We start from the raw sequence: 22,397 nt of genomic DNA on the forward strand, positions 1-22,397 counted from the left end.
AAGCTGAACGCGAGCTGAAAATCTCGCCGTCCATCCCGGGGACAATGCACGCCCATCCACGCACCGGGGGCCTTATGATTCGGTCTTCCTGATAGTTATTCGAATTCCTGTTTCAGCCATTCATAGGTCTTTTATGTCGTCACGCTTACCCCGCCTCGCCTCGATCATGGCCGGCTTGATCCTGAGCGCGGCCAGCGCCGCCCACGCCGCCTACCCGGATCGGCCCATCAATCTGGTCGTGCCCTTCCCTCCCGGACAGGCAACCGACATCTTTGCCCGCATGCTGGGCGAGCAGCTGGCCAAGGAAGTCGGTCAGCCCGTGGTGGTCGAGAACAAGGCCGGCGCCGGCAGCAATATCGGCATGCAGTTCGTGGCGCGCAGCACGCCTGACGGCTACACCCTGGTGGTGGGCGGCAGTGCAGCGGCCGTGAACCAAACCCTCTACAGCCACCCCGGCTATTCGCTGCAAAACGACTTTGTCCCCGTGGGCGGCATATTTACCGTGCCGCTGGTGTTTTTGGCGAACCCGAAAAGCGGGATCGAAACACTGCCCCAGTTGATCGAAAAAGCCCGCGCCAACCCGGACGAATTGGCCTATGCGAGCGCCGGCATTGGCGGCACGCAGCACTTGTCGGCCGAGATGTTCAAGGCCGACGCGAAGGTGGAAATCCGCCACATCCCCTACAAGGGCAGTGGCCCGGCGCAAGCGGATTTCCTCGGCAACCATGTGCCGCTGATGGTGGACTCGGTCACGGCCGCCTTGCCGCATATCGGCACCAAATCCGCCGTGCCGCTGGCCGTCACCACCGCCAAGCGCGTGCCGCAGCTGCCGGACGTGCCGACCGTGGCCGAGTCGGGCCTGCCCGGTTTCGAAGCCGTGGGTTGGGCGATGGTGTTCGCGCCGTCGCAAACGCCCAGCGAGGTCGTCACCTTCCTCAACCAAAAGATCAATGCCATCCTGAAGTCGCCCGAGATGACCCAGGCGCTGCAAGAGCGCGGCGGCCAACCGTTGGTCTACACGCCGGCAGAAGGCAAAACGTTCGTCGAACAAGAAGTCGCCAAATGGGGCACGGCTGTCAAGCGCTCCGGCGCGTCAGTAGACTAAGCAACGTTGCACGCGGCTCACGATGCTGACCTTCAAGCAAATCGAAGCCTTGTACTGGGTGGTCCAACTGGGCAGTTTCGCCAATGCGGCCGAGCGGCTCAACACCACTCAGTCCGCCATCACCAAGCGGATACAGGAGCTTGAAACCAGCTTCAATATTCAGATCTTTGATCGCAGACGGCAAAAGGCCACGCTCACACGCACGGGCGAAGACCTGCTGAACATGGCGGCCGACCTGTTAGGTCGCCGCGATCAGATGCTGCTGAAGTTAAAGGGCTTCAAGCCCTTTACCGGCTCGCTACGCCTGGGCATCACGGAAATCACGGCCATGACATGGCTGCCCATGCTCATGACCGAGCTGCGCACGCTATTTCCCGAACTCGTGGTGCAGCCCAAAATCGGCCTGGCCTGGCATCTGCAGCAAAGCTTGTTGCAGGGGCAGCTGGACATGGCGATCTTGCATAGCGAGCTACGCAATCCGCATCTGGAGGCCGAGCCTATCGGGCAGGTCAGTTTCGTCTGGGCGGGCAGCCCCGATGTGATCTCGCCCAGCAAGATCTACACCCCCGAGGACTTGTCGCGTCTGAACGTGATCCGCCAGGATCCCGAGTCGGGCCTGAACGCGATCTACGACGAATGGTTTGCGCCCCATACCCCGCAGTCGAATCTGTTCACCATCAACAGCCTGCAGGCCATGGCTGGCATGGCGGTGGCGGGCTTCGGAGTGGCGTGTATGCCGGAAGACTATTTCTCGGATCTCTTTGCCACCCGCAAGCTGATCGTGGCCCGTAGCACGAAAGTCATGCCGACGTCCTTGTATTGCGCGATGTACACCAAGCAATCCAACAGCATGTTCTATCAGGAAATCGCGCGCATAGCGCGCGACGTCGCGGATTTTTCTCAGCCCTATGGCGGGCTGAAGGCTTAGTGACGGATATCGGCCAGGAATTTGCGTGCGCGGTCGGTCTGCGGCTGCTCGAAGAATTCCTTGGGCGGCGCTTGTTCGACGATACGGCCGGCGTCCATGAACCAGACCGTATCGGCGACTTCGCGCGCGAAGTTCATTTCGTGCGTCACGCAAACCATGGTCATGCCTTCGGCGGCGAGTGACTTCATGACCATCAGCACTTCATTGACCATTTCAGGATCGAGCGCGCTGGTGGGCTCGTCAAACAACATGATGCGCGGTTTCATCGCCAGCGCGCGCGCAATCGCGACACGCTGCTGCTGACCGCCAGAGAGCTGACCCGGATACGCGTCGGCCTTGTGGCCCATGCCGACTCGTTGCAATAGCTCATGCGCATGCTCGCGCGCCTGGGCTTTATTCATACGCTTGAGCAGCACCGGCGCCATCATCAAATTTTCCAGCACGTTCATGTGCGGGAACAGATTGAACTGCTGAAAAACAAAGCCGATATGGCTGCGCATATCGTCGATCGAGCCGCACTTATAGACATCCGTGCCGTCAACAGTGATGCTGCCTTCCTGGATGGGCTCAAGCCGGTTGACCGTGCGAATCAGTGTGGATTTTCCCGACCCCGAAGGCCCGCACACCACAAGCACCTCGCCTTTTTTGACGCGCGCGTTGATATTGTCCAGGGCGAGATACTCGCCATACCATTTACTGACGTTCTTGAATTCGATCATAAGTGAGCCCTAGGCTGCGACGGGTCGGGTGCCGTTCATGCGGCGTTCTACAAGCTTGACCACGCCGGTGAGAATCAGGTTCAGCGTGAAATAGGTCAGCGCGAGCAGCGCGAAGACTTCAAACGGTTTGGTCAGCAAAATGTTGTTGACCTGGGCGGCGGCAAACGTCAACTCGTGCACGCTGATGACGAAACCCAGCGAGGTTTCCTTCACCGTCGAGATGAACTGACTGAGCATGCTCGGGATCGTGTTGTAGAGCGCTTGCGGCAGCACGATCTTGCGCATCGTCTGCATATGGCTCAAGCCCAACGAGCGCCCGGCCTCCATCTGCCCCGCAGGCAAGGCCTGGATGCCGCTGCGAATGATCTCCGACAGATAGGCCCCCTCGTACAACACCAAAGCAGCCACCATCGTCATCACGCCACTGACGGAGTTCCCGATCAACAGCGGCAGGAAGAAATAGGCCCAGAAAATAAACATGATGAGCGGCAAGCCGCGCACCAGATACACGACGGCCGTAGCCGGCCAGTAAAAAATCTTATGGCTGCTGATGCGGCCCAACGCCAGCAATACGCCCAACGGGAACGCCAGCAACAGGCTCATCACCGCCAGACCCACCGTGGCGGCCAGGCCACCGATGGGCCCGTGCGGCCACTGGCCAACGAGCAACAACAACCAGTTATTCGAGAGAATTTCCAGCATGGCGGTCACCGGGTCTTGGCCACGTACGCGACCCGTTTAGAGAGATAAGCCCCCGCCACCATCAACAGCAGCGAAATGGCCAGGTACATCAGTGTCACGACGGTATAGATCTCAAACGTCTTGAAGGTCGCGGATTCGATCTCGCGGCCCGCGCCTGTCAGCTCGATCAAGCCGATCGCCATGGCCAGGCTGGTGTTCTTGAACAAGAGCAGCGTCTGATTCGTCAAAGGAGGAATGGCGATCTTGAAAGCCTGCGGCAGTATGACTTTGCGCATCGTGCGCAGATAACTCAGACCCAGACTGCGCGACGCTTCCATCTGACCGCGCGGAATCGCGCGAATCGCGCTGCGCAGATCCTCGCTGACATAAGCCGCTGTCACCAGACCGATAGCGATGGTGGCGTAGAAGAACTCGCCGCCTATGTGATTGATCACATCCTCGACCGCCAACGGCATGATGGCCGCTACGCCGAAATACCACAGCAGGATATGGACGAGCATCGGCACATTCCGATGAAAGGCCACATACGTAATGATCACGTAGTTCAACACCCGGATATTCAACATGCGCAGTACGGCGAGCAGGCTGCCGAGTGCGAATGCCAATATCCAGGCAAGCAAGGTCATCTTCAGGGTGGTGAGCAAGCCACCCCAAATCAAGGACGGGTAGCCATTATCAAGTAACGCACCGAAATCCAATGTGTAGTTCATAAGTAGCTACCCGCCTCGAGGGATTAACCCTTGATTTCTTCGACCTTGAACACGCGCTTGGTCGGGAACTTGCTGTCCGGACCAAACCAGCGATCAAAGATCTTTTGCATCTCGCCCGAGTTCTCGAGCTTGGTCAGCGTCTTGTTGACTTCGGCTTGCAGCGCGGATTCACCCTTGCGCATGCCGATGCCCCACGGCTCGACAAACAGCGGCTCTTCGATCAGTTCCAGTTGGACGGGCGAGTTCTCGGCGTCTTGCTTGAACTTCAACAGCATGAGTTCCGAACCGACAAAGCCGGACACCTTGCGCTGTTGCAGGGCCACGAAAGCGGTCGGGGGATCCTTGAAGGTCACGGTCGTGACATCGGGGATCAAACGCTTGGCGCCCGCTTCGGACGACGAACCCGCCACCGCGCTCACGCGCTTGCCGGCGAAATCGGCGTTGGTCTTGAGCGAACCAGCATCATCGCGACGCAGCAGAATTTTTTGCGGGCTGACGTAGTGCTGGTAGCTGTAGTCGATCTGTTTGGCACGCTCGGGCGTCCAACCGAGGTTCGCGGCGACGACGTCCACGCGGCCGCCGGCCAGTTCCGGAATACGGGCAGCCACCGAGATCATCTTCACATCGAGCTTGACGCCCAGATCGTCGGCGATGGCTTTGCACAGGTCGATCTCGTAACCGACGACCTGACGGGTCTGCGGGTCTTGGAAGCTGAAGGGCTCCGAGGTACCCAGCGTGCCGCACACCAGGGTGCCGCGCGATTTGATGTCCGACAGCGCGTCAGCGTGCGCGACGCTACCCATGCCCAGGCAAGCCACCAGAGGCAGATACTTCAGCATTTGCTTCTTAACCATGATTTCCTTCCTTGCGTGTGGTGTTATTGAAGTTGGCGGCAAGCCTGCGCGATTTTTTCGCAACCGGTCTTGATGGTCTCAAGATCGGTGGCAAAGCTCATACGCAGATAACCGGGGTTACCGTAGGCCGTGCCGTCGAGAACCGCGACGCCGGCAGCGTCCAGCAGATAGTGCACGAAATCCAGATCGTTCGTGATGGTCTTGCCGTCAGGCGTTTGCTTGCCAACAAAACCTTGAACATTGGGGAACACATAGAACGCGCCGGCAGGGCTGGCGCAGGACATGCCTTCAATGTCGTTGAGCATGCGCACAATCGTGTCGCGGCGCTCTTTATAAATCGTCACCGTGTCGGCCACGCATTGCTGATCGGCCGTCAACGCGGTGGCTGCCGCGATCTGGCAAATTTGGCTGGCACACGAGGTCGATTGCGAGATCAAGGTCGAGATGGCCTTGGCCAACCAAGCGGGCGCGGCGGCATAGCCGATACGCCAGCCGGTCATCGCATATGCCTTGGACACACCGTTGACGAGCATGACGCGCGGCGCAAGTTCCGGACGCACGGTCAGTGCCGATATGTATACGCCGTCATAACAGAAGTGCTCATAGATCTCATCGACCATCAGCAACACCTGCGGATGGCGCGCGAGCACATCCAGCAACGCCTTGAGCTCGGCCTCGGTATAGATTGCACCAGATGGATTGTTAGGCGCGTTCAACAACAGCCACTTGGTCCGCGGTGTGATCGCGGCTTCCAGCGATTCAGGCGTGATCTTAAAGTTTTGCGCTTCGGTCGTCGGCAGAATGACCGGCTTGCCGTCGTTGAGCAGCACCATATCGGGATACGAGACCCAATACGGCGTAGGGATGATGACTTCATCGCCAGCGTTCAGGGTGGCTTGCAACGCCGAAAAGATCAACTGTTTGGCGCCCGTACCGACAACGAGTTGATCCAGTTCAAACGACAATTGGTTCTCGCGCTGGAACTTCTGCTGCACAGCGACGAGCAGTTCACGAATGCCGGCTGACGCGGTGTACTTGGCCGCGCCGCGCTGGATCGCGGCAATACCGGCTTGAGCGATATGGGCGGGGGTGGGCAGATCAGGTTCACCAATGGTGAAGTCGACGATCTCCTTGCCCTCGGCGCGCAGCTGGTCGACACGGCGCTTGGCCGCCATGCTGGGCGAGGGTTTGATCACGCTCATGCGCTGAGCGAGAAACGATGTAGCGGTGGTGGTGTTTGCGGACATGATGCGGCTCACAGAAGGTTTTTCGCTTGCAACACGGGGTGCAACCAGCTTTGTTGCTCTGCGCCCGTGGCGATTTCGGCCATGATGCGCTCTTCCTTGGCGGCATGGGCGCGGGCTTTTTCGATCAGGCTTTCGGCTTGCGCCACAGGAAAGGACACCAGACCGTCCTCATCGCCGACGATCACATCACCGGGCTGGATCACCTGACCGCCAATGGTCACCGGCACATTGACTTCACCCGGGCCATCTTTATAGGGGCCACGGTGCACATGCCCGCGTGCATAACAGGGGAACGTATCGTTCTCGAACGCCGCCACGTCGCGGATTGCGCCGTTGACGATCAAGCCCGCGCAGCCGCGCTGCTGCAGGTAGAGCTTCATCAGTTCGCCCACGCAGGCATTATTCACGTCACCGCCCGCATCCACCACCAAGACATGGCCCGGCTGTATCAGGGTCATGGCTTTGTAGATAAAGAGGTTGTCGCCTGGACGCGTCTTCACCGTGAGCGCGGTGCCGACCAGTTTGCCCTTGCGGTTATAGCGGTGCAGCCCGACTACGCCGCTCTGGCGGTGCAGGTTGTCGCTCAAATGGGGCGTGACAATGCCCTGGAAAGCTTGCGCCAGCTCGGCACTGAGCACGGGTGCGGCTGCGTTGACGGTAAAGGTAGAGGCGTTTTGCATGGAATTCGGTCTCCGGAAGACTCGATCATGCAAAAAACTGATACAGGCCAAAAGGGAATTAAACTACACCCTCAACATTCCTTTTAGGAATGTTAAGCCCGCGCGCGTATTCCCGCCGTGACGGGTGCCTAAATTTTCCTCGATTTCACAATCACTTACGCGTTCTGTGGTTGGGCGGTCACAACTATCAGCATGGCCCGTCGAGCCTGCACCATCATGGAGCATCTAGGGGAAAGTCCTAGGGTTAGAAAACGTTACTAGGCAACCACAAGCGCGCTCTAAAGCCCTGCTACCAGGCCGCACGAGCGGAGCGGGTATCATTTGCCCGTAGTCCTTTATTCTTCACTTGTTTATCAGGAGCCCTTCATGGCACAAGCCAGCGCCCGCCACATCCTCGTTTCCACCGAAGCCAAATGCAACGAACTCAAGGCCGCCATTGAAGGCGGCGCTGACTTCGCGCAAGTCGCCCGCGAAAACTCCTCCTGCCCGTCCAGCCGTGACGGCGGCAACCTGGGCACGTTCCGCCCGGGTCAGATGGTTCGCGAATTCGACCAAGTCGTTTTCAGCGCCCCGCTGAACGTTGTGCAAGGCCCGGTCAAGACGCAATTCGGCTATCACCTGGTCGAAGTCACGTCGCGCCAAGACTAATTCGGTCTCGTCGGTCGGCCGGGACTATCCCGCCGACCGCGCTTTGATCTATACGTTAACCTGCAGGTTAACAATGCTTTGAATCCGCGCCCGTGCGCGTGCATTCCCGATCGGTACAGTGTCTGACGCATAACCTGGCGATCAACGCCAGCAGGAGTCAGCCTATGAAAACGTACCGTATCGCAACCATCCCCGGCGATGGCATCGGCAAGGAAGTCATTCCCGCCGGACAGGCCGTCATGCAGGCGCTAGCCGAAACCGACAAATCGTTTGCCTTCGAGTTTGAGAACTTCGATTGGGGCGGCGACTATTACCGCAAGCACGGCATCATGATGCCGGCCGACGGACTCGACGCGCTGCGCGACAAGGATGCCATTTTGTTCGGTTCCGCGGGCGATCCGGACATCCCTGACCACATCACGCTATGGGGTCTGCGACTGAAAATCTGCCAAGGCCTGGATCAATACGCGAATGTGCGTCCCACGCGCATCCTGCCCGGCATCGACGCCCCGCTCAAGCGCTGCACGCCCGACCAACTGGATTGGGTCATCGTGCGCGAAAACTCCGAAGGCGAATACTCGGGCGTAGGTGGGCGGGTGCATCAAGGCCTGCCGATCGAGGCGGCCACCGACGTTTCGATGATGACGCGCGCAGGCGTCGAACGCATCCTGAGATTCGCCTTCCGTCTGGCGCAATCGCGTCCGCGTAAACATCTCACCGTCATCACCAAATCCAACGCACAACGACATGCCATGGTGATGTGGGATGAGATCGCGGTCGAGATCAGTCGCGAATTCCCGGATGTTCAGTGGGACAAGGAACTCGTTGACGCGGCAACGGCCCGTATGGTGAATCGCCCTGCCTCATTGGATACCATCGTCGCCACCAACTTACACGCCGACATTCTCAGCGACCTCGCCGCCGCGCTGGCCGGCAGCCTGGGCATTGCGCCCACGGGCAACATCGATCCCGAGCGCCGTTATCCCTCGATGTTTGAACCCATCCACGGCTCTGCCTTCGACATCATGGGCAAGGGCCTCGCCAATCCCATCGGCACGTTCTGGTCCGTGGTGATGCTGCTTGAGCACCTGGGCGAAAACCACGCCGCGCGCCGCGTCATGCAGGCGGTTGAAGCAGTGACGGCTAACCGCGAGCTGCACACCCGTGATCTGGGCGGCAACGCCACCACGGCGCAAGTGACCGAAGCGGTGTGCCAGATCCTTAAACAAAGCGCGACGCAGGCCGTCGCCGCTTAACGACATCAAGACTCGCCGCGACCTTCGGGTCGCCACGCGAGCAACCGTCGGCCCATATCGATAAAAGCGAGGAGACATCATGAAACTGGCAAAGAAAACCCTGCGTGCCACGCTGACCGCCGCGCTATGCGCGACCGGCTTGAGCTTCGCGGCCGTGGCACAGGCACAGGCACAGGCACAGGCACAGAACTATCCCGCCAAACCGATCAACCTGATCGTGCCCTTCCCTGCGGGCGGCACCACCGATGTGCTGGCGCGCGCGCTGGGTCAGGAACTGTCCAAAACGCTAGGACAATCGGTCATCGTCGAGAACAAGCCCGGTGCGGGCGCCACGCTCGGCGCCGACTATGTGGCCAAAGCCACGCCAGACGGCTACACCTTGCTGATGGGCGCGGTGCATCACACCATCGCCAGCAGCGTCTATCCCAACCTGCAATACGATTTCCAAAAAAGCTTCGTGCCCGTCACGACCGTTGCGTTGGTCCCCAACATCCTGGTCGTGAACCCAAAGGTTCCCGCCCAAGACGTGCAGGCACTACTGGATCTCGCCCGTAAATCGCCGGGCAAGCTGACCTTCGGCTCCAATGGTGTGGGCACCGGCCAGCATCTGATCGGAGCACAATTCCAGGCCCTGGGCGATGCGACGCTACTACACGTCCCGTATAAAGGCAGCGGCCCCTTGACCACCGATTTGCTAGGCGGCCAGATCGACATGTCGTTCGATACCATCACGCCGGTGCTGCCCCACGTGAAATCCGGCAAGCTACGGGCGCTGGCGGTGACCACCGATCAACGATCCGCCGCGCTACCCGATGTGCCCACGCTGCAAGAAGCTGGCCTCAAGGGCTTCAACATGGGTACCTGGTTCGGCCTGCTAGCACCGGCGGGCACGCCCCCTGACGTCGTATCCAAACTCAATACCGAGCTCGTCAAGATTCTGAAGTCGCCCGAGTTCGGTCACCGCATGGCGGAGATCGGCGCCGTACCGATTGGCGACAGCAGTGCGGAAATGGCGCAACGTATCAAGACCGATACCGACACCTACGCCAAGCTCGTGAAAGAAGCCAACGTAAAGGTGAACTGACTACCAGGACGCGCCTTCGCCTCGCTGGCGCCGCGAGCGAAAATAGTCGACCAGAAAATCGATGAACACCCGTACCTTGGCGGATAAATGAAGACGCTCGGGAAACACCGCGTGGATATCCGCGGGCGGCAAGGCATAGTCCTGCAACAGCAGCTCCAGCCGCCCCGCCCGCAGATGCCGCGCGAGATCCCATTCCGCACGCTGCAAGATACCCAGGCCCGCTAACGCCCAGGTCAAGGTGACCTCGCCATCATTGCTGCTCAACGCACCGCGCACCTTGACCGTCTCGGTCTCGCTGCCGCGCGTAAAACGCCACAGCCCATACGGGTCATCATTTTGGCGCAGCACGATACATTGATGCTTGGCCAGGTCCTGCGGCGTCATCGGACGCCCATGCTTTTTCAGATAATCGGGCGAAGCGCAGACCAGCCGACGATTCGGCGCAATACGGCGGGCAATCAGCCGCGTGTCCGGGATGTCGCCAAAGCGTATGGCCACATCGAAAGCATCCTGTACGAAATCGCCGGGGCTGTCAGTCAATAGCAGCTGCACTTCGACCTCGGGATAATGGCGCGCGAACATAACGATGGCCGGGGCAATATAGGTGCGCCCAAAGCCCAGCGGCGCATTCACCTTCAAACGACCACGCGGGTGCGTCTGACGGCTGGCAATCAGCTGGTCGAGGTGTTCGATATCGTGCAGGATGCGCCGCGCGTTCTCGAGATACAGCTCACCCTCCGCCGTGGGGCTCAGCCTGCGCGTATTGCGATTGAGCAGGCGCACACCCAGTCGGTCTTCGATCTGCGCCAACCGTTTGCTGACGGCGGCCGTGGTAACGCCCATCTCGCGCGCAGCCGCGGACAGGCTGCCCGCGCGGACCAACTCGACCAATAGCTGCAGTTCCTGGGACTGACCCATCGAAGTCTGAACCTCCCGCGAATGATGAGTGCGATAGTAGCGCAGCACTCGCGCCAGCCCCCACAGCGCTTGGCTTTAAAATGCCTAGTCCCGGTCATCAGGCCGCCGGAGACGCCCTGTGCCGCTTTCCCATTCTGTTCGCCCCCTCCCGTCCACCGCAACGCCTCGCCGGCCTGCGCTGCTGATTGTGCTGGGTATCGCCGTTCTGCTCGTCGGACTGCTTGCCGCCTCTCGAGGCGCGGTCGATATTCCGGTCAGCGACGCTGTACACATCCTGATATTCGGTGCGACCGATGACACGCAATTGCTGTGGCGCGAGATCCTGTTGGAAATTCGCCTGCCGCGCGTGCTGTTCGCCATCGTCGCAGGCGCGGGATTATCGATCGCTGGGGCGACCATGCAGGCCCTGTTTCGCAATCCCCTCGTGGAACCGGGCCTGATCGGCATCTCAGCGGGAGGTGCGCTGGGCGCCGTCGCGTCCATTGTGTTGACCGCCGGCGGCCTCGCCGTCACGGCACCGGCGGCGTTCGTGGGTAGTCTGCTCGCCACCGCGGCCGCTTATGCCGTCGGCAGACGTATGGCCGGCGTTGCGGGCATCTTATTGGCCGGTATTGCGATTAACACGATCGCCAGCAGCCTGATCGGCGTTCTCATTTATCTCGCCTCGGATGCGCAGCTGCGCAACCTGACTTTCTGGAATCTGGGCAGTCTGGCCGGCGCTTCCTGGCCCATGCTCGCCGTGCTCGCTCCCTGGACCCTGCTTTGCTCGCTCTGGCTGTTGCGCCAATGGCGGGTCTTGAACGCACTGTTATTGGGTGAACGCGAGGCGCACCACATAGGCTTTGATATGGTCAGCGTGCGTCGCAAGCTCGTCGTCGTGACGGCGCTCATCATCGGACCGCTGGTCGCGGCGACGGGCGGGATCGCCTTTATCGGCCTGATCGTGCCGCATCTGGTGCGGCTATTGATGGGCCCCGATCACCGCTGGCTGCTCACAGGCTCCATGCTGCTGGGGGCCTTGGTACTCACCGTGGCGGATTGGGCGGCTCGCGTCGCGGTCGTGCCCGCCGAGCTGCCGATAGGCTTGGTGACTGGCCTCATCGGTGGTCCTTTCTTTCTTTGGCTCCTGACCCGAGCCCGGCGATTCTGATGGCCTTGCAAGCAAACAATCTGTGCGTATCGCGGGATGGCAAGCCCATCTTGCGCGACATCACGGTCACGCTCGTCCCCGGCCGGATGATCGGCCTCCTGGGTGCAAACGGCGCCGGCAAGTCCACGCTGCTCGCCGCCTTGGCGGGCGAGCTGACTCTGGACGCCGGCCAAGTCGAATTGAACGGCGCGCCGCTCGCCTCGCTTAGCGCGAAAGCGCAGGCGCGACAGCGCGCGGTACTGCCTCAGAACCCGGCCTTGAGCTTTGACCTTTGCGCCCACGAAGTCGTCAGCGCAGGCGCTTATCCCTTTCCTGAACTGGCTCCCGCTGCGGTCGAGCAACTGGTCCATGAAGCCATGACACTGGCGGGCGTCGCCGATCTGTATGGATCGCCTTACCTGAGCCTGTCCGCCGGCCAACAGCAGCGCGTGCAGTTCGCGCGCGTGCTGGCCCAGATGCTCGTCATTCTGCCCGACACCAACACACAGACGGACGTGGGCCGCGCCGATGGCACGACCGACGCCGGTGCCGGTGCCGGTGCAGAAGCCGAATATCCACCACGCTACCTGCTGCTCGATGAGCCGATATCGGCCTTGGATCCACGCCATCAGATCGAGCTGCTACGCACCACATCTGAACTGACCGATCAACGCCACATCGGCGCATTGATTAGCCTGCACGATATCAATCTTGCCGCGCATTGGTGCGATGAACTCATTTTGCTAGGTGGTGGCACGATCATCGCGTACGGCACGCCCGCACAGGTCCTCACACCGGCGAACCTACGCAGCATCTACGACATCGATGCGGATGTACTGCGGCACCCGACGCAACCGGGACGCTTGCTCGTATTACCGCGCTAAGCCGGCTCGCCCCGATATCGCGAGATGCTCATCAAAATCCCGCAGGCGATACCCATCGTCAGCAACGCGGTACCACCGTAGCTCATAAAGGGCAGCGGTACGCCCACGACCGGCAAGATGCCTGTCACCATGCCGATATTCACGAAGACGTAGATAAACACCATCATCGACAGCGCGCCGGCCATTAACCGGCCAAACTGCGTCGCCGCCCGCCTCGCGATGGTCAAGCCGCGCGCAATGAAAAGCGCATACAACAGCAGCATCGCCACGCCGCCATACAGACCGAACTCCTCTGCATAGACCGCGAAAATAAAGTCCGTCGTACGTTCGGGAATAAAGTCCAGATGCGTCTGCGTGCCGCGCATATAGCCCTTGCCGTATAAGCCGCCCGAGCCCACCGCGATCATCGACTGAATCGTGTGAAAGCCCTTGCCTAAGGGGTCCGAGCTCGGGTTGAGCAGGGTGCAGACACGTTGTTTTTGATAGTCATGCAACACCACCCAGTCCACGGCGGGTTCGCACAATTGGTCTTCGTAATAGATCAACGTCCCTATGCCAATCACGCCGGCAATCACGATAGGCGTCAGCAGCTTGAACGACAAACCAGCGAAATAGATCACGCAAAACCCAGTACCGAACACCAGCAGTGCCGTGCCGAGATCGGGCTGCAAGACGATCAATCCAAACGGCGCGGCCAACATCGCGGCAGCGACAAAGAAGTCCCGTATCCTCACCTCGCCGTCATGCCGCTGGAAATACCAGGCCAGCATCATCGGCACCGCGATCTTCATCATTTCCGAAGGCTGAATCCGGGTCACACCCAGGTTCAGCCAGCGCGTTGCTCCCTTGCTGGTCTCGCCAAAAAACTCCACCCCTAACAGCAGCACCACACCGACGATGTAAAACGGCAAGGCCAGCCGCATCAACATGGGCGGCGGCACCAATGCCACCACCCACATGGCTCCGAAGGCGATCAAAAAGTTGCGCGATTGCTCGGCAAAGCGCCAATCGGTACTCCCGACGGCCGAATGCATGATCGTCAGCCCCAGAGCCGCAAAGAGCAAGAGGATGACCAGCAACGGCCAATCGAACGCGAGGAACACACGCGCCAGAATGGCGCCTAGACGTTTCATGGCTTGACCCTCGAGCCAGAAGACTCAAACAAGTCCGTCAGATCTGACAACGCGGGCGCCGTATACGGGCGTCGCGTCACGGTAGGAGCTTGGGGCGCGGGCGCGGGTTTCGGCGCGGGCCGTGGTCGCAAATTGGGCGGCGGCGTATCCGAGCCGGGCACCAGGGGCGGGAGGGATTCCTCGTCTGACAGCTCACCCAACACTACGCCGGGCGGGGGCTCCACCGGATCTTCCGGCCGCGTGGCGCCGGGCACCCGTTCGGGCACCATCATTTCTTCGTCTTCCGGCTCGGACGCAGGCTGGGTCGGCGGCACATTCAAAGGCGAAACCCCCGACGGTGCGAGCACCGACGTCCCCGGCGTTTGCTCGTTGTGACGCAATAGCCAATAGTCGAACACGGTCCGCGCAATCGGCGCCGCGACGCTGGCGCCCCAGCCGGCGTTCTCCACCAGCAACGCCACCGCGATGCTGGGATTCTCGACCGGCGCAAAGCCCATGAAAAGCGCATGATCGCGCAAGCGCTCGTCGATCTCGGCCGCCCGGTACTTTCCCCCACGCAGGCTGAACACCTGTGCCGTACCTGTCTTGCCGGCCGCCTGATACGGCGTATTGGCAAACGCCCGCCGCGCCGTCCCGCTGCGGACCACGCCAACCATCGCATTCTTGACGATATCCACGTTTTCCCGTTTTAAAGGGATCCGGTATTCGGGTGTAGACGGCGTGGGCGTGGTCTCGCCCGTATCGGCATTTCGGGTGGCATGCACGAGATGCGGCTTGCGATAGGCGCCGTAGTTCGCCAAGGTCGACGTCGCCTGCGCCAACTGCAGCAAGGTGAACGAGTTATACCCCTGCCCCACCGCGACCGAAATCGTTTCCCCCGCATACCACTGCTGTTGTTTCCGGTCTTTATAAGCGCGACGCTTCCAATCGGTAGAGGGCAGCACGCCCATACGCTCGCCATCCAGATCGATCCCCGTGATCTGACCGAAGCCGAACTGCTTGGCAAAGTCATGCAGCCGATTCACGCCGATCTCCGGGCCCAGCGAATAAAAATACGTATCCGAAGACACCACAATCGCCTTGTGCATGTCCGTCATGCCATAGGCCGCGCCGCCCGCATTACGGAAGCGCTGGTTGCCGAACTCGTAATAACCAGGGTCGGAGAACCGCGTCTTGGCATCGCGTACGCCCAGCTCCAGCGCGGCCAGGGCAACAAAGGGCTTATACGTCGATCCGATGGGATAGGTGCCATAAAGCGGCCGGTTAATCAGCGGGTGATCCGGCGATTCGTTCAGCAGCCGCCAGTTCTCTACATCGATGCCGTCGATGAACAGATTCGGATCAAAGGCGGGCTTGGACACGAACGCCAGCACCTCGCCTGTATTTGGATCGATCGCCACCAGCGCGCCGCGGTGCTTGCCGAAAGCCTCTTCGGCCACACGCTGCAAGCCCAGGTCGATCGACAGCATCACATCCACACCGGGCTCGGGATCGATACGCTTTAACGTACGTATCGGTCTGCCGCTCGCGTTGACCTCGACTTCTTCGAACCCGGTCTTGCCATGCAGCGCGGTTTCCCAACTTTTCTCAATGCCCTTCTTGCCGATGACGTCCGTGCCGCGGTAATTGCCTAGCTCGCCGGCTTCCTCCAGCGCTTCGACATCGCTCTCCGAGATACGGCCGATGTAACCCACCACATGGCCTGCCGTCGCGCCTTGTGGATACTCCCGCACCCAGCGCGCGCGCAATTCCACGCCCGGGAATTCAAACGCATGCGCCGCAAACCACGATGCCTCGGTGTCGTTCAGGTTATTGCGCAGGATGATTTTGGCGTAACGCCCGGACTCTTTGACCCGGCGCTTGAACCGGCGTTGATCCCCAGGGCTGATGTAAACCACCGGGGTCAGCCGCTCCAGCATGGCATCAATGTCGCCTACCTGGCCGGGCACCACCTCCAACGTATAGGTCCGGTAGTTCCTGGCCATCACCACGCCATTGCGGTCCAGAATCTCGCCACGACGCGGCGGGATAGGCACCACCGCAATGCGGTTGCGATCGGCGCGCTCGGACAGGCCTTCGTAGCGATCCACCTGCAAATACCAGAACCGCCCGACCAGCACGCCGAAGCACACCAGCGCGAACAAACCGCCCACCCACGCGCGCAGCGCAAAGCGCTGCTTTTGCTGGATCGCGGTTTTCTTGAACTCAAACATGACGGGCCATCATCCCCGGGGCGCTAGACCGCGGAGGAGTCCACATCGTCGGCGCCCCGCTGCGGCAAATGCAGCACGAAGCCCAGCACCGGCCACATCGCCGTCATCAGCAGCACGCTAATGCCCCAATCCCAACCAGGCCAACTTCCGGCCAGCCAGGCCGTGACGATTTGCTGCACCAGTCTCGCCACGAAAAAGACAGGCAGCATATGGATGGCCTGCCTCAGCAAGTCAAAATGCACGAGCCGGCGGTGCAGGGCCACCGCGCCATACGCCACCAAGGTATACGACAGCGCATGCACGCCCAGCACGCTGACATCATGCACATCCATCAACAATCCAAAGCAGAACGCGGCCGTCAAACCGATGCGGCGCGGCTCGTGGACACACCAGAACGCGATCACCAAAAGCAGCACATCGGGTGCGCCTTCCCACACTCGCCAGGGCAGCATCGACACCAGCCACGCAACCAGTACCGTGCCCCATACGACAAACACACTCGCCGAGCTCGCCAGATGTTCCGGCGGCACATTGCGAGGCGTACCGATTCGCCGATACGCTCGCGATACAGATGAATGGTTATTGCGATCCACCGGACTCGGCCTCCTTAAGCTCGGATCCAGCACGAGCGACATCCACCTGCAGCACGAGGAAATGGCGATGCCGTTCGGGGTGGGCGAGCGGTTCGCACACCGCGCGCGCGAAGCCCGAGGCGGTATCGCGCTCGACCGTCAGCACCTTGGCGACCGGCAAACCGGCGGGGAACAATCCGCCCACGCCGCTGGTTACGATGGTATCGCCTTCCTGGATATCCGCGTTCGCCGCGAGGTAACGCACCTCCATCCGGCCGGGCGTGTTCGACCCGAATGCGATCAGCCGCAAGCCATTGCGCAGCACCTGTACGGGGACAGACACTCTTTCGTCCGTCACCAGCGCCGCCTCGGACGCTTGCGGCGTCACGCGCACAATCTGGCCGACCACGCCGCCCTCATCGATCACGGGCATACCCGCGGCCAGGCCGTCTCGACTGCCTTTGTTAAATACCAGGCGTTGTTGGAAACTGTCGGCCGGCTCATAGAGGACCTCGACCACCACCGTGGCTTGATCCACCGTGTCGGTCACGCCCAGCAACCGCCGAAGCTGCGCGTTCTCCGCCGCCAGCTGCGCGGCGTGCGTGGTGACTTGCGACAATTCGATCCGCTGCCGCTGCAGCGCCTCGTTCTCGGCGCGATTGTTGTTGGCCGCATCCAACCACTCGGTGAATTGCCGCGTCAGATCGCGCGGCGCCATCACCGTACGCTGAAAGGGATATAGACCGATAGAGATGGCGCGGCGCACCGGCTCGAGCAAATGGAATTGCGCGTCGAGCACCAGCAGGATGACCGACAAGGTAACCAGGGCGGCCAGCCTGATTTCTACCGGCGGCCCACGCCTGAACAGCGGTGGAGACCCTTGTCGTTGCATGAAAACCCAGGTTCGGCGTCAGTCGGGATCGATCACGCCGGGCGTCGCCCTCTGCGTGACGCCCCGCTGACCACACAGACTTATTCGTTGATGAAAATCGCGCCGAGTTTTTCCAGATGCTCGAGCGCTTCGCCGCAGCCGCGCACCACGCAGGTCAAGGGATCATCGGCCACCACCACGGGCAGACCGGTTTCCTCCTGGAGCAGCCGATCCAGATCGCGCAGCAAGGCGCCGCCACCGGTCAGGGCAATGCCCTTGTCGGTAATGTCGGCACCGAGTTCCGGCGGCGTCTGTTCCAGCGCAATCTTGACGGCGGACACGATCTGGTTGAGCGGATCGGTCAGCGACTCCAGGATTTCGTTGGACGACACCGTGAAGCTGCGCGGCACGCCTTCGGCCAAATTACGACCCTTGACCTCGATTTCGCGCACCTCGGAGCCGGGGAAGGCAGACCCGATTTCCTTCTTGATGTATTCGGCAGTGGGTTCGCCGATCAACATCCCGTAATTGCGGCGGATATAGGTCACGATGGCTTCGTCGAACTTGTCGCCGCCCACGCGCACCGAACCCTTGTACACCATGCCGCCCAGCGAGATCACGGCCACTTCGGTCGTACCGCCACCGATATCGACCACCATCGAGCCGCTGGCATCCGATACCGCCAGACCAGCGCCGATTGCCGCCGCCATCGGTTCTTCGATCAGATACACCTGCGAGGCGCCCGCGCCCAGAGCCGATTCGCGGATTGCCCGGCGCTCGACCTGGGTCGAACCGCAAGGCACGCACACGATGATGCGCGGACTCGGGGCCAGCATGTTGCGCGGGTGGACCATGCGGATGAACTGCTTGAGCATCTGCTCGGTCACCGTGAAGTCGGCGATCACGCCGTCCTTCATGGGCCGGATGGCCTCGATATTGCCGGGCACACGGCCCAACATCTGTTTTGCTTCCTGACCGACGGCCTGGATGATTTTTTTGCCATTGGGTCCGCCTTCATGGCGGATAGCGACGACCGAAGGCTCGTCGAGCACGATGCCCTTGCCCCGGACGTAGATCAGCGTATTGGCGGTACCGAGGTCGATCGCCATATCGCTGGAGAAATAACTGCGCAGGAATCCGAACATGAGGGCTCAGCGAGATTCAGAAATAGTGCCGGGCCGCAGCGCGCAGGCCATATGCACCAGCCCGCCGCCAAGCTGCAGCGATTAAACCGTGAATGATAACTTATAATTTCCCTCTAAATAGCGCAAAAATAGTGGTATTACATGCTTTGTCATCTGGGCCGGGCTGCGCAAAACCCGTAGCCCGCTCCGTTGCGACTCCTTCGATTTCTCTCATATTCCCCTACATGGCGCTCAACGAACAAGACGTGGCCCGCATTGCCCGGCTGGCCAGAATTGAATTGACTCCCGACCAGCGCGCCCGCGCGCAGGACGAGCTCAATGGCATCCTCCATCTGATCGAACGCCTGCAGGCCGCCGATACCGCCGGGGTCGAGCCGCTCGCGCATCCACTTTCGGCGCACCAGGACATCAGCCTGCGTCTGCGCCCGGACGCCGTGACCGAAATCGCCTCCGACGCCAAACGCGCCGAACTCCTGGCCAACGCCCCGGACGCGCAAGACGGCCTGTTCCTGGTCCCCAAGGTCATCGAATAAATCATGTCTACTTCCGCCTTGCACACCCAATTCGGCGGGATCGCCGAACTGCGCGCCGCGCTCGCCGAGCGCCAGGTCAGCGCCCGCGAGCTGGCTCAGAGCGCGCTGGCCGCGATTGACGCTGCCCGTGATCTGAACAGCTTCCTGCACGTGGACGAAGCGCTCACGCTCGCGCAAGCCGACGCGGCTGACGCGGCCCTGGCCGCCGGCACCGCTGGACCCCTGGCGGGCATCCCGATCGCCCACAAGGACGCCTTCGTCACGCGCGGCTGGCACACCACCGCCGGCAGCAAGATGCTCAAGGGCTATGCCAGCCCGTTCGACGCCACCGTCGTGCAGCGCCTGCAGGCCGCCGGCGCCGTCTCGCTGGGCAAGCTCAATTGCGACGAATTCGCCATGGGCTCGGCCAATGAAAACTCCGCCTACGGCCCCGTGCGTAACCCCTGGGACGCCAATGCCGTTCCCGGCGGCTCCTCGGGTGGCTCGGCGGCCGCCGTCGCAGCGCGTCTGGTCGCCGCCGCCACCGGCACCGACACCGGCGGCTCCGTGCGCCAACCGGCTGCGCTCTGCGGCGTGAGCGGCATCAAGCCCACCTACGGCACCGTTTCGCGGTTCGGTATGGTGGCCTTTGGCTCCAGCCTGGACCAAGCCGGCCCGCTCGCGCCCAGCAGCCGTGACCTGCTCGAACTGCTCGACCCCATGAGCGGCTTCGATCCGGCTGACGCCACCAGTCTCGAGAGCTGCGACGGCGCGCCCAATGTCCCGGGCCGCATCCGCGCCGCCTTCGATTCGGCTCAGGCCGGCTACGACGCCTCGGGCAGCCAGCCGCTCAAAGGCCTGCGTATCGGTGTTCCGCAGGAATACTTCGGCGCGGGCCTCGCCCCGGATGTCGCCGCCGCCGTCGAAGCCGCCCTCGCGCAATTCGAATCCCTCGGCGCCGAGCGTGTATCGATTTCGCTGCCGCGCACCGAGCTGGCCATCCCGGCCTATTACGTCATCGCCCCCGCCGAGGCCTCCAGCAACCTGGCCCGCTATGACGGCGTGCGCTACGGCCACCGCGCGCAGGAATATGCCGACCTCAACGAAATGATTGCCCGTTCGCGTGCCGAAGGCTTTGGCGACGAGGTCAAGCGCCGCATCCTGATCGGCACCTATGTGCTGTCTCACGGCTACTACGACGCCTATTACCTGCAAGCGCAGCGCGTGCGCCGCCTGATTGCCCAGGACTTCCAGCGCGCCTTTGCCGATCATTGCGACGTCATCATGGGCCCGGTCGCCCCCACCGTGGCAAAAGATCTCGGCGAAAACCGCGACGACCCTACTGCCGACTGGCTTGCCGACGTCTATACGCTGGGCGTGAGCCTCGCCGGCCTGCCCGCCATGTCCGTCCCCTGCGGGTTTGGCGGCGCCGGTCAGCGCCGTCCTGTCGGCCTGCAAATCATCGGCAACTATTTCGACGAAGGCCGCCTCCTGGCCATCGCCGACCGTTATCAACAAGTCACCGACTGGCACCGTCGCGTGCCCGGCCAGCGAGGCAGTGAGCAATGAACTGGGAAATCGTGATTGGCCTGGAAACGCACACCCAGCTTTCCACCGACGCCAAGATTTTTTCGGGCAGCAGCACGCGTTTTGGCGCCGCGCCCAACACGCAAGCCAACGTGGTCGACCTGGCCTTGCCGGGCAGCCTGCCCGTCATGAACCGCGGCGCCGCCGAACGCGCCATCCGTTTTGGCTTGGCCGTGGGCGCCACTATCGCGCCGCGCTCGGTCTTTGCGCGTAAAAACTATTTCTATCCCGATTTGCCCAAGGGCTACCAGATCAGCCAGTACGAATTGCCCGTGGTTCAGGGCGGCTCGATCTCGTTCTTCGTCGGCGATGAGGAAAAAACCGTCAACCTGACGCGCGCGCACCTCGAAGAGGACGCCGGCAAGTCGCTACACGACGACTTCACGCTGGCCAACGGCAACCCCGCCAGCGGCATCGACCTGAACCGCGCCGGCACGCCTCTGCTGGAAATCGTCACGGAACCAGAGATGCGCTCGGCCGCGGAGGCCGTTGCCTACGCGCGTGCCCTGCACAGCCTGGTCGTCTGGCTCGGCATCTGCGACGGCAACATGCAAGAAGGCTCCTTCCGCTGTGACGCCAACGTCTCCGTGCGCCCGGTCGGTCAGAAGGAATTCGGCACCCGCACCGAAATCAAGAACGTGAATTCGTTCCGCTTCCTCGAACGCGCCATCCTGTTCGAGGCCCGTCGCCAGATCGAACTTATCGAAGACGGCGGCACGGTCGTACAGGAAACGCGTCTTTACGACGCCGACCGCGACGAGACCCGCAGCATGCGCAGCAAGGAAGACGCGCACGACTACCGCTACTTCCCCGATCCTGATCTGCCGCCGCTCATCATCTCGCCGGAATGGATCGAGCAAGTGCGTGCCGATATGCCCGAATTGCCCGCCGCCCTGCGCGAACGCTTTGTGCGCGACTATGGCTTGTCCGCCTATGACGCCGCCCAGCTGTCCGCCAGCCGCGACGTGGCGAACTACTTCGAAGCCGTCGCGCGGGCCCTGCCGGCCGGCCAGGCCAAACAGGCCGCCAACTGGGTCATGGGCGAAGTCACCGCCACGCTTAATCGCGAGGAAAAAGACATCGCCGACGCGCCGGTCCAGGCCCCCGCCCTGGCAGCCCTGATCGGCCGCATCCTGGACGGCACGATCTCCAACAAGATCGCCCGCGATGTCTTCGCCGCCATGTGGGCGGGCGAACAAGGTGGCAATCCGGACGCCATCATCGAAGCCCGTGGTTTGAAGCAAATCAGCGACACCGGCGCCATCGGCGCGATGATCGACGAGGTGCTTAACGCCAACCCTGCCATTGTCGCGGAATACCGCGCCGGCAAGCAGAAAGCCTTCAACTCACTGGTGGGCCAGATCATGAAAGCCGCCAAGGGCAAGGCCAATCCGCAGCAGGTCAACGAACTGCTCAAGCAAAAGCTCGACGCATAAGGCGTAAAGCCACTGCAAAAGGTAAAAGGCCAGCGCAAACCACGCTGGCCTTTACTTTTACAGA

22 protein-coding genes are annotated in these 22,397 nt (G+C 61.5%); 10 read left to right on the forward strand and 12 right to left on the reverse strand.

What is annotated here, in order from left to right:
- Positions 1-133 precede the first annotated feature (133 nt).
- Together GOQ25_RS02685 and GOQ25_RS02690 are read left to right on the forward strand one after the other, a co-directional pair.
- Positions 134-1,105, forward strand: coding sequence for a tripartite tricarboxylate transporter substrate binding protein (locus tag GOQ25_RS02685; protein ID WP_160348901.1), 972 nt, complete (start codon positions 134-136; stop codon positions 1,103-1,105).
- 22 nt (positions 1,106-1,127) lie between these two features.
- A complete protein-coding gene (locus GOQ25_RS02690; RefSeq protein WP_160348902.1) occupies positions 1,128-2,033 on the forward strand; it encodes a LysR family transcriptional regulator in 906 nt (301 codons plus the stop codon).
- On the opposite strand, the gene GOQ25_RS02695 is transcribed toward GOQ25_RS02690, so the two are convergent.
- From GOQ25_RS02695 to GOQ25_RS02720, 6 genes are read right to left on the reverse strand one after another with little or no spacing between them, the layout of a single operon-like run.
- A complete protein-coding gene (locus GOQ25_RS02695) occupies positions 2,030-2,752 on the reverse strand; it encodes an amino acid ABC transporter ATP-binding protein (protein WP_160348903.1) in 723 nt (240 codons plus the stop codon). The two genes, GOQ25_RS02690 and GOQ25_RS02695, sit on opposite strands and share 4 nt — an antisense overlap.
- 9 nt (positions 2,753-2,761) lie before the next feature.
- Entirely contained in the window at positions 2,762-3,454 is a 693-nt protein-coding gene (locus GOQ25_RS02700) for an amino acid ABC transporter permease (RefSeq protein ID WP_160348904.1), read from the reverse strand.
- A gap of 5 nt (positions 3,455-3,459) precedes the next feature.
- Positions 3,460-4,164, reverse strand: coding sequence for an amino acid ABC transporter permease (locus GOQ25_RS02705; protein WP_160348905.1), 705 nt, complete (start codon positions 4,162-4,164; stop codon positions 3,460-3,462).
- 23 nt (positions 4,165-4,187) lie between these two features.
- Complete coding sequence (locus GOQ25_RS02710) at positions 4,188-5,018, reverse strand: ABC transporter substrate-binding protein (protein WP_160348906.1); 831 nt, start codon at positions 5,016-5,018, stop codon at positions 4,188-4,190.
- A gap of 23 nt (positions 5,019-5,041) precedes the next feature.
- Complete coding sequence (locus GOQ25_RS02715) at positions 5,042-6,265, reverse strand: aminotransferase class I/II-fold pyridoxal phosphate-dependent enzyme (protein WP_160348907.1); 1,224 nt, start codon at positions 6,263-6,265, stop codon at positions 5,042-5,044.
- 8 nt (positions 6,266-6,273) lie between these two features.
- Positions 6,274-6,945 (reverse strand): RraA family protein, encoded by a 672-nt coding sequence (locus tag GOQ25_RS02720; RefSeq protein WP_160348908.1) that lies wholly within the window; start codon positions 6,943-6,945, stop codon positions 6,274-6,276.
- Positions 6,946-7,311: 366 nt separating this feature from the next.
- Between GOQ25_RS02720 and GOQ25_RS02725 the strand changes: the two genes are divergently transcribed.
- The 3 genes from GOQ25_RS02725 to GOQ25_RS02735 all read left to right on the forward strand — a co-directional run bounded on the left by GOQ25_RS02725 (position 7,312) and on the right by GOQ25_RS02735 (position 9,933).
- Positions 7,312-7,593 (forward strand): peptidylprolyl isomerase, encoded by a 282-nt coding sequence (locus GOQ25_RS02725; protein ID WP_160348909.1) that lies wholly within the window; start codon positions 7,312-7,314, stop codon positions 7,591-7,593.
- Between the two features lie 164 nt (positions 7,594-7,757).
- Entirely contained in the window at positions 7,758-8,849 is a 1,092-nt protein-coding gene (locus GOQ25_RS02730) for a tartrate dehydrogenase (RefSeq protein WP_160348910.1), read from the forward strand.
- Positions 8,850-8,928: 79 nt separating this feature from the next.
- Positions 8,929-9,933: a tripartite tricarboxylate transporter substrate binding protein gene (locus GOQ25_RS02735; protein WP_160348911.1), complete on the forward strand. Its 1,005-nt coding sequence runs from the start codon at positions 8,929-8,931 to the stop codon at positions 9,931-9,933.
- On the opposite strand, the gene GOQ25_RS02740 is transcribed toward GOQ25_RS02735, so the two are convergent.
- Entirely contained in the window at positions 9,934-10,851 is a 918-nt protein-coding gene (locus tag GOQ25_RS02740) for a LysR family transcriptional regulator (protein WP_160348912.1), read from the reverse strand.
- A 181-nt stretch (positions 10,852-11,032) separates the two neighbouring features.
- Between GOQ25_RS02740 and GOQ25_RS02745 the strand changes: the two genes are divergently transcribed.
- Together GOQ25_RS02745 and GOQ25_RS02750 are read left to right on the forward strand one after the other, a co-directional pair.
- On the forward strand, positions 11,033-12,001 hold the full coding sequence (locus GOQ25_RS02745; RefSeq protein WP_160349010.1) for an iron ABC transporter permease: 969 nt from the start codon (positions 11,033-11,035) through the stop codon (positions 11,999-12,001).
- The gene (locus tag GOQ25_RS02750) at positions 12,001-12,864 is read left to right on the forward strand and encodes a heme ABC transporter ATP-binding protein (protein ID WP_160348913.1); all 864 of its coding nucleotides are present in this window, start codon (positions 12,001-12,003) and stop codon (positions 12,862-12,864) included. Before GOQ25_RS02745 ends, GOQ25_RS02750 begins: the two co-directional genes overlap by 1 nt.
- On the opposite strand, the gene rodA is transcribed toward GOQ25_RS02750, so the two are convergent.
- The 5 genes from rodA to GOQ25_RS02775 all read right to left on the reverse strand — a co-directional run bounded on the left by rodA (position 12,861) and on the right by GOQ25_RS02775 (position 18,798).
- Entirely contained in the window at positions 12,861-13,997 is a 1,137-nt protein-coding gene (gene rodA, locus GOQ25_RS02755; protein WP_160348914.1) for a rod shape-determining protein RodA, read from the reverse strand. The two genes, GOQ25_RS02750 and rodA, sit on opposite strands and share 4 nt — an antisense overlap.
- Positions 13,994-16,210, reverse strand: coding sequence for a penicillin-binding protein 2 (gene mrdA, locus GOQ25_RS02760; protein WP_160348915.1), 2,217 nt, complete (start codon positions 16,208-16,210; stop codon positions 13,994-13,996). The genes rodA and mrdA overlap by 4 nt, the downstream gene beginning before the upstream one ends.
- 23 nt (positions 16,211-16,233) lie before the next feature.
- A complete protein-coding gene (gene mreD, locus GOQ25_RS02765; RefSeq protein ID WP_370519869.1) occupies positions 16,234-16,803 on the reverse strand; it encodes a rod shape-determining protein MreD in 570 nt (189 codons plus the stop codon).
- Complete coding sequence (mreC, locus tag GOQ25_RS02770; protein WP_160348917.1) at positions 16,790-17,674, reverse strand: rod shape-determining protein MreC; 885 nt, start codon at positions 17,672-17,674, stop codon at positions 16,790-16,792. Before mreC ends, mreD begins: the two co-directional genes overlap by 14 nt.
- Before the next feature lie 80 nt (positions 17,675-17,754).
- Positions 17,755-18,798, reverse strand: a complete 1,044-nt coding sequence (locus tag GOQ25_RS02775; protein ID WP_160348918.1) for a rod shape-determining protein — start codon at positions 18,796-18,798, stop codon at positions 17,755-17,757.
- Positions 18,799-19,022: 224 nt separating this feature from the next.
- Between GOQ25_RS02775 and gatC the strand changes: the two genes are divergently transcribed.
- The 3 genes from gatC to gatB are packed head-to-tail and all read left to right on the forward strand — an operon-like array spanning position 19,023 to position 22,333.
- Positions 19,023-19,331: an Asp-tRNA(Asn)/Glu-tRNA(Gln) amidotransferase subunit GatC gene (gene gatC / locus GOQ25_RS02780; RefSeq protein ID WP_160348919.1), complete on the forward strand. Its 309-nt coding sequence runs from the start codon at positions 19,023-19,025 to the stop codon at positions 19,329-19,331.
- A 3-nt stretch (positions 19,332-19,334) separates the two neighbouring features.
- A complete protein-coding gene (gene gatA, locus GOQ25_RS02785) occupies positions 19,335-20,879 on the forward strand; it encodes an Asp-tRNA(Asn)/Glu-tRNA(Gln) amidotransferase subunit GatA (protein WP_160348920.1) in 1,545 nt (514 codons plus the stop codon).
- Positions 20,876-22,333: an Asp-tRNA(Asn)/Glu-tRNA(Gln) amidotransferase subunit GatB gene (gatB, locus tag GOQ25_RS02790; RefSeq protein WP_160348921.1), complete on the forward strand. Its 1,458-nt coding sequence runs from the start codon at positions 20,876-20,878 to the stop codon at positions 22,331-22,333. Before gatA ends, gatB begins: the two co-directional genes overlap by 4 nt.
- The last annotated feature ends 64 nt before the right edge of the window (positions 22,334-22,397 follow it).

The sequence above is a fragment of the Bordetella sp. 15P40C-2 genome (assembly GCF_009763235.1).
Taxonomy (GTDB): Bacteria; Pseudomonadota; Gammaproteobacteria; order Burkholderiales; family Burkholderiaceae_B; genus Bordetella_A.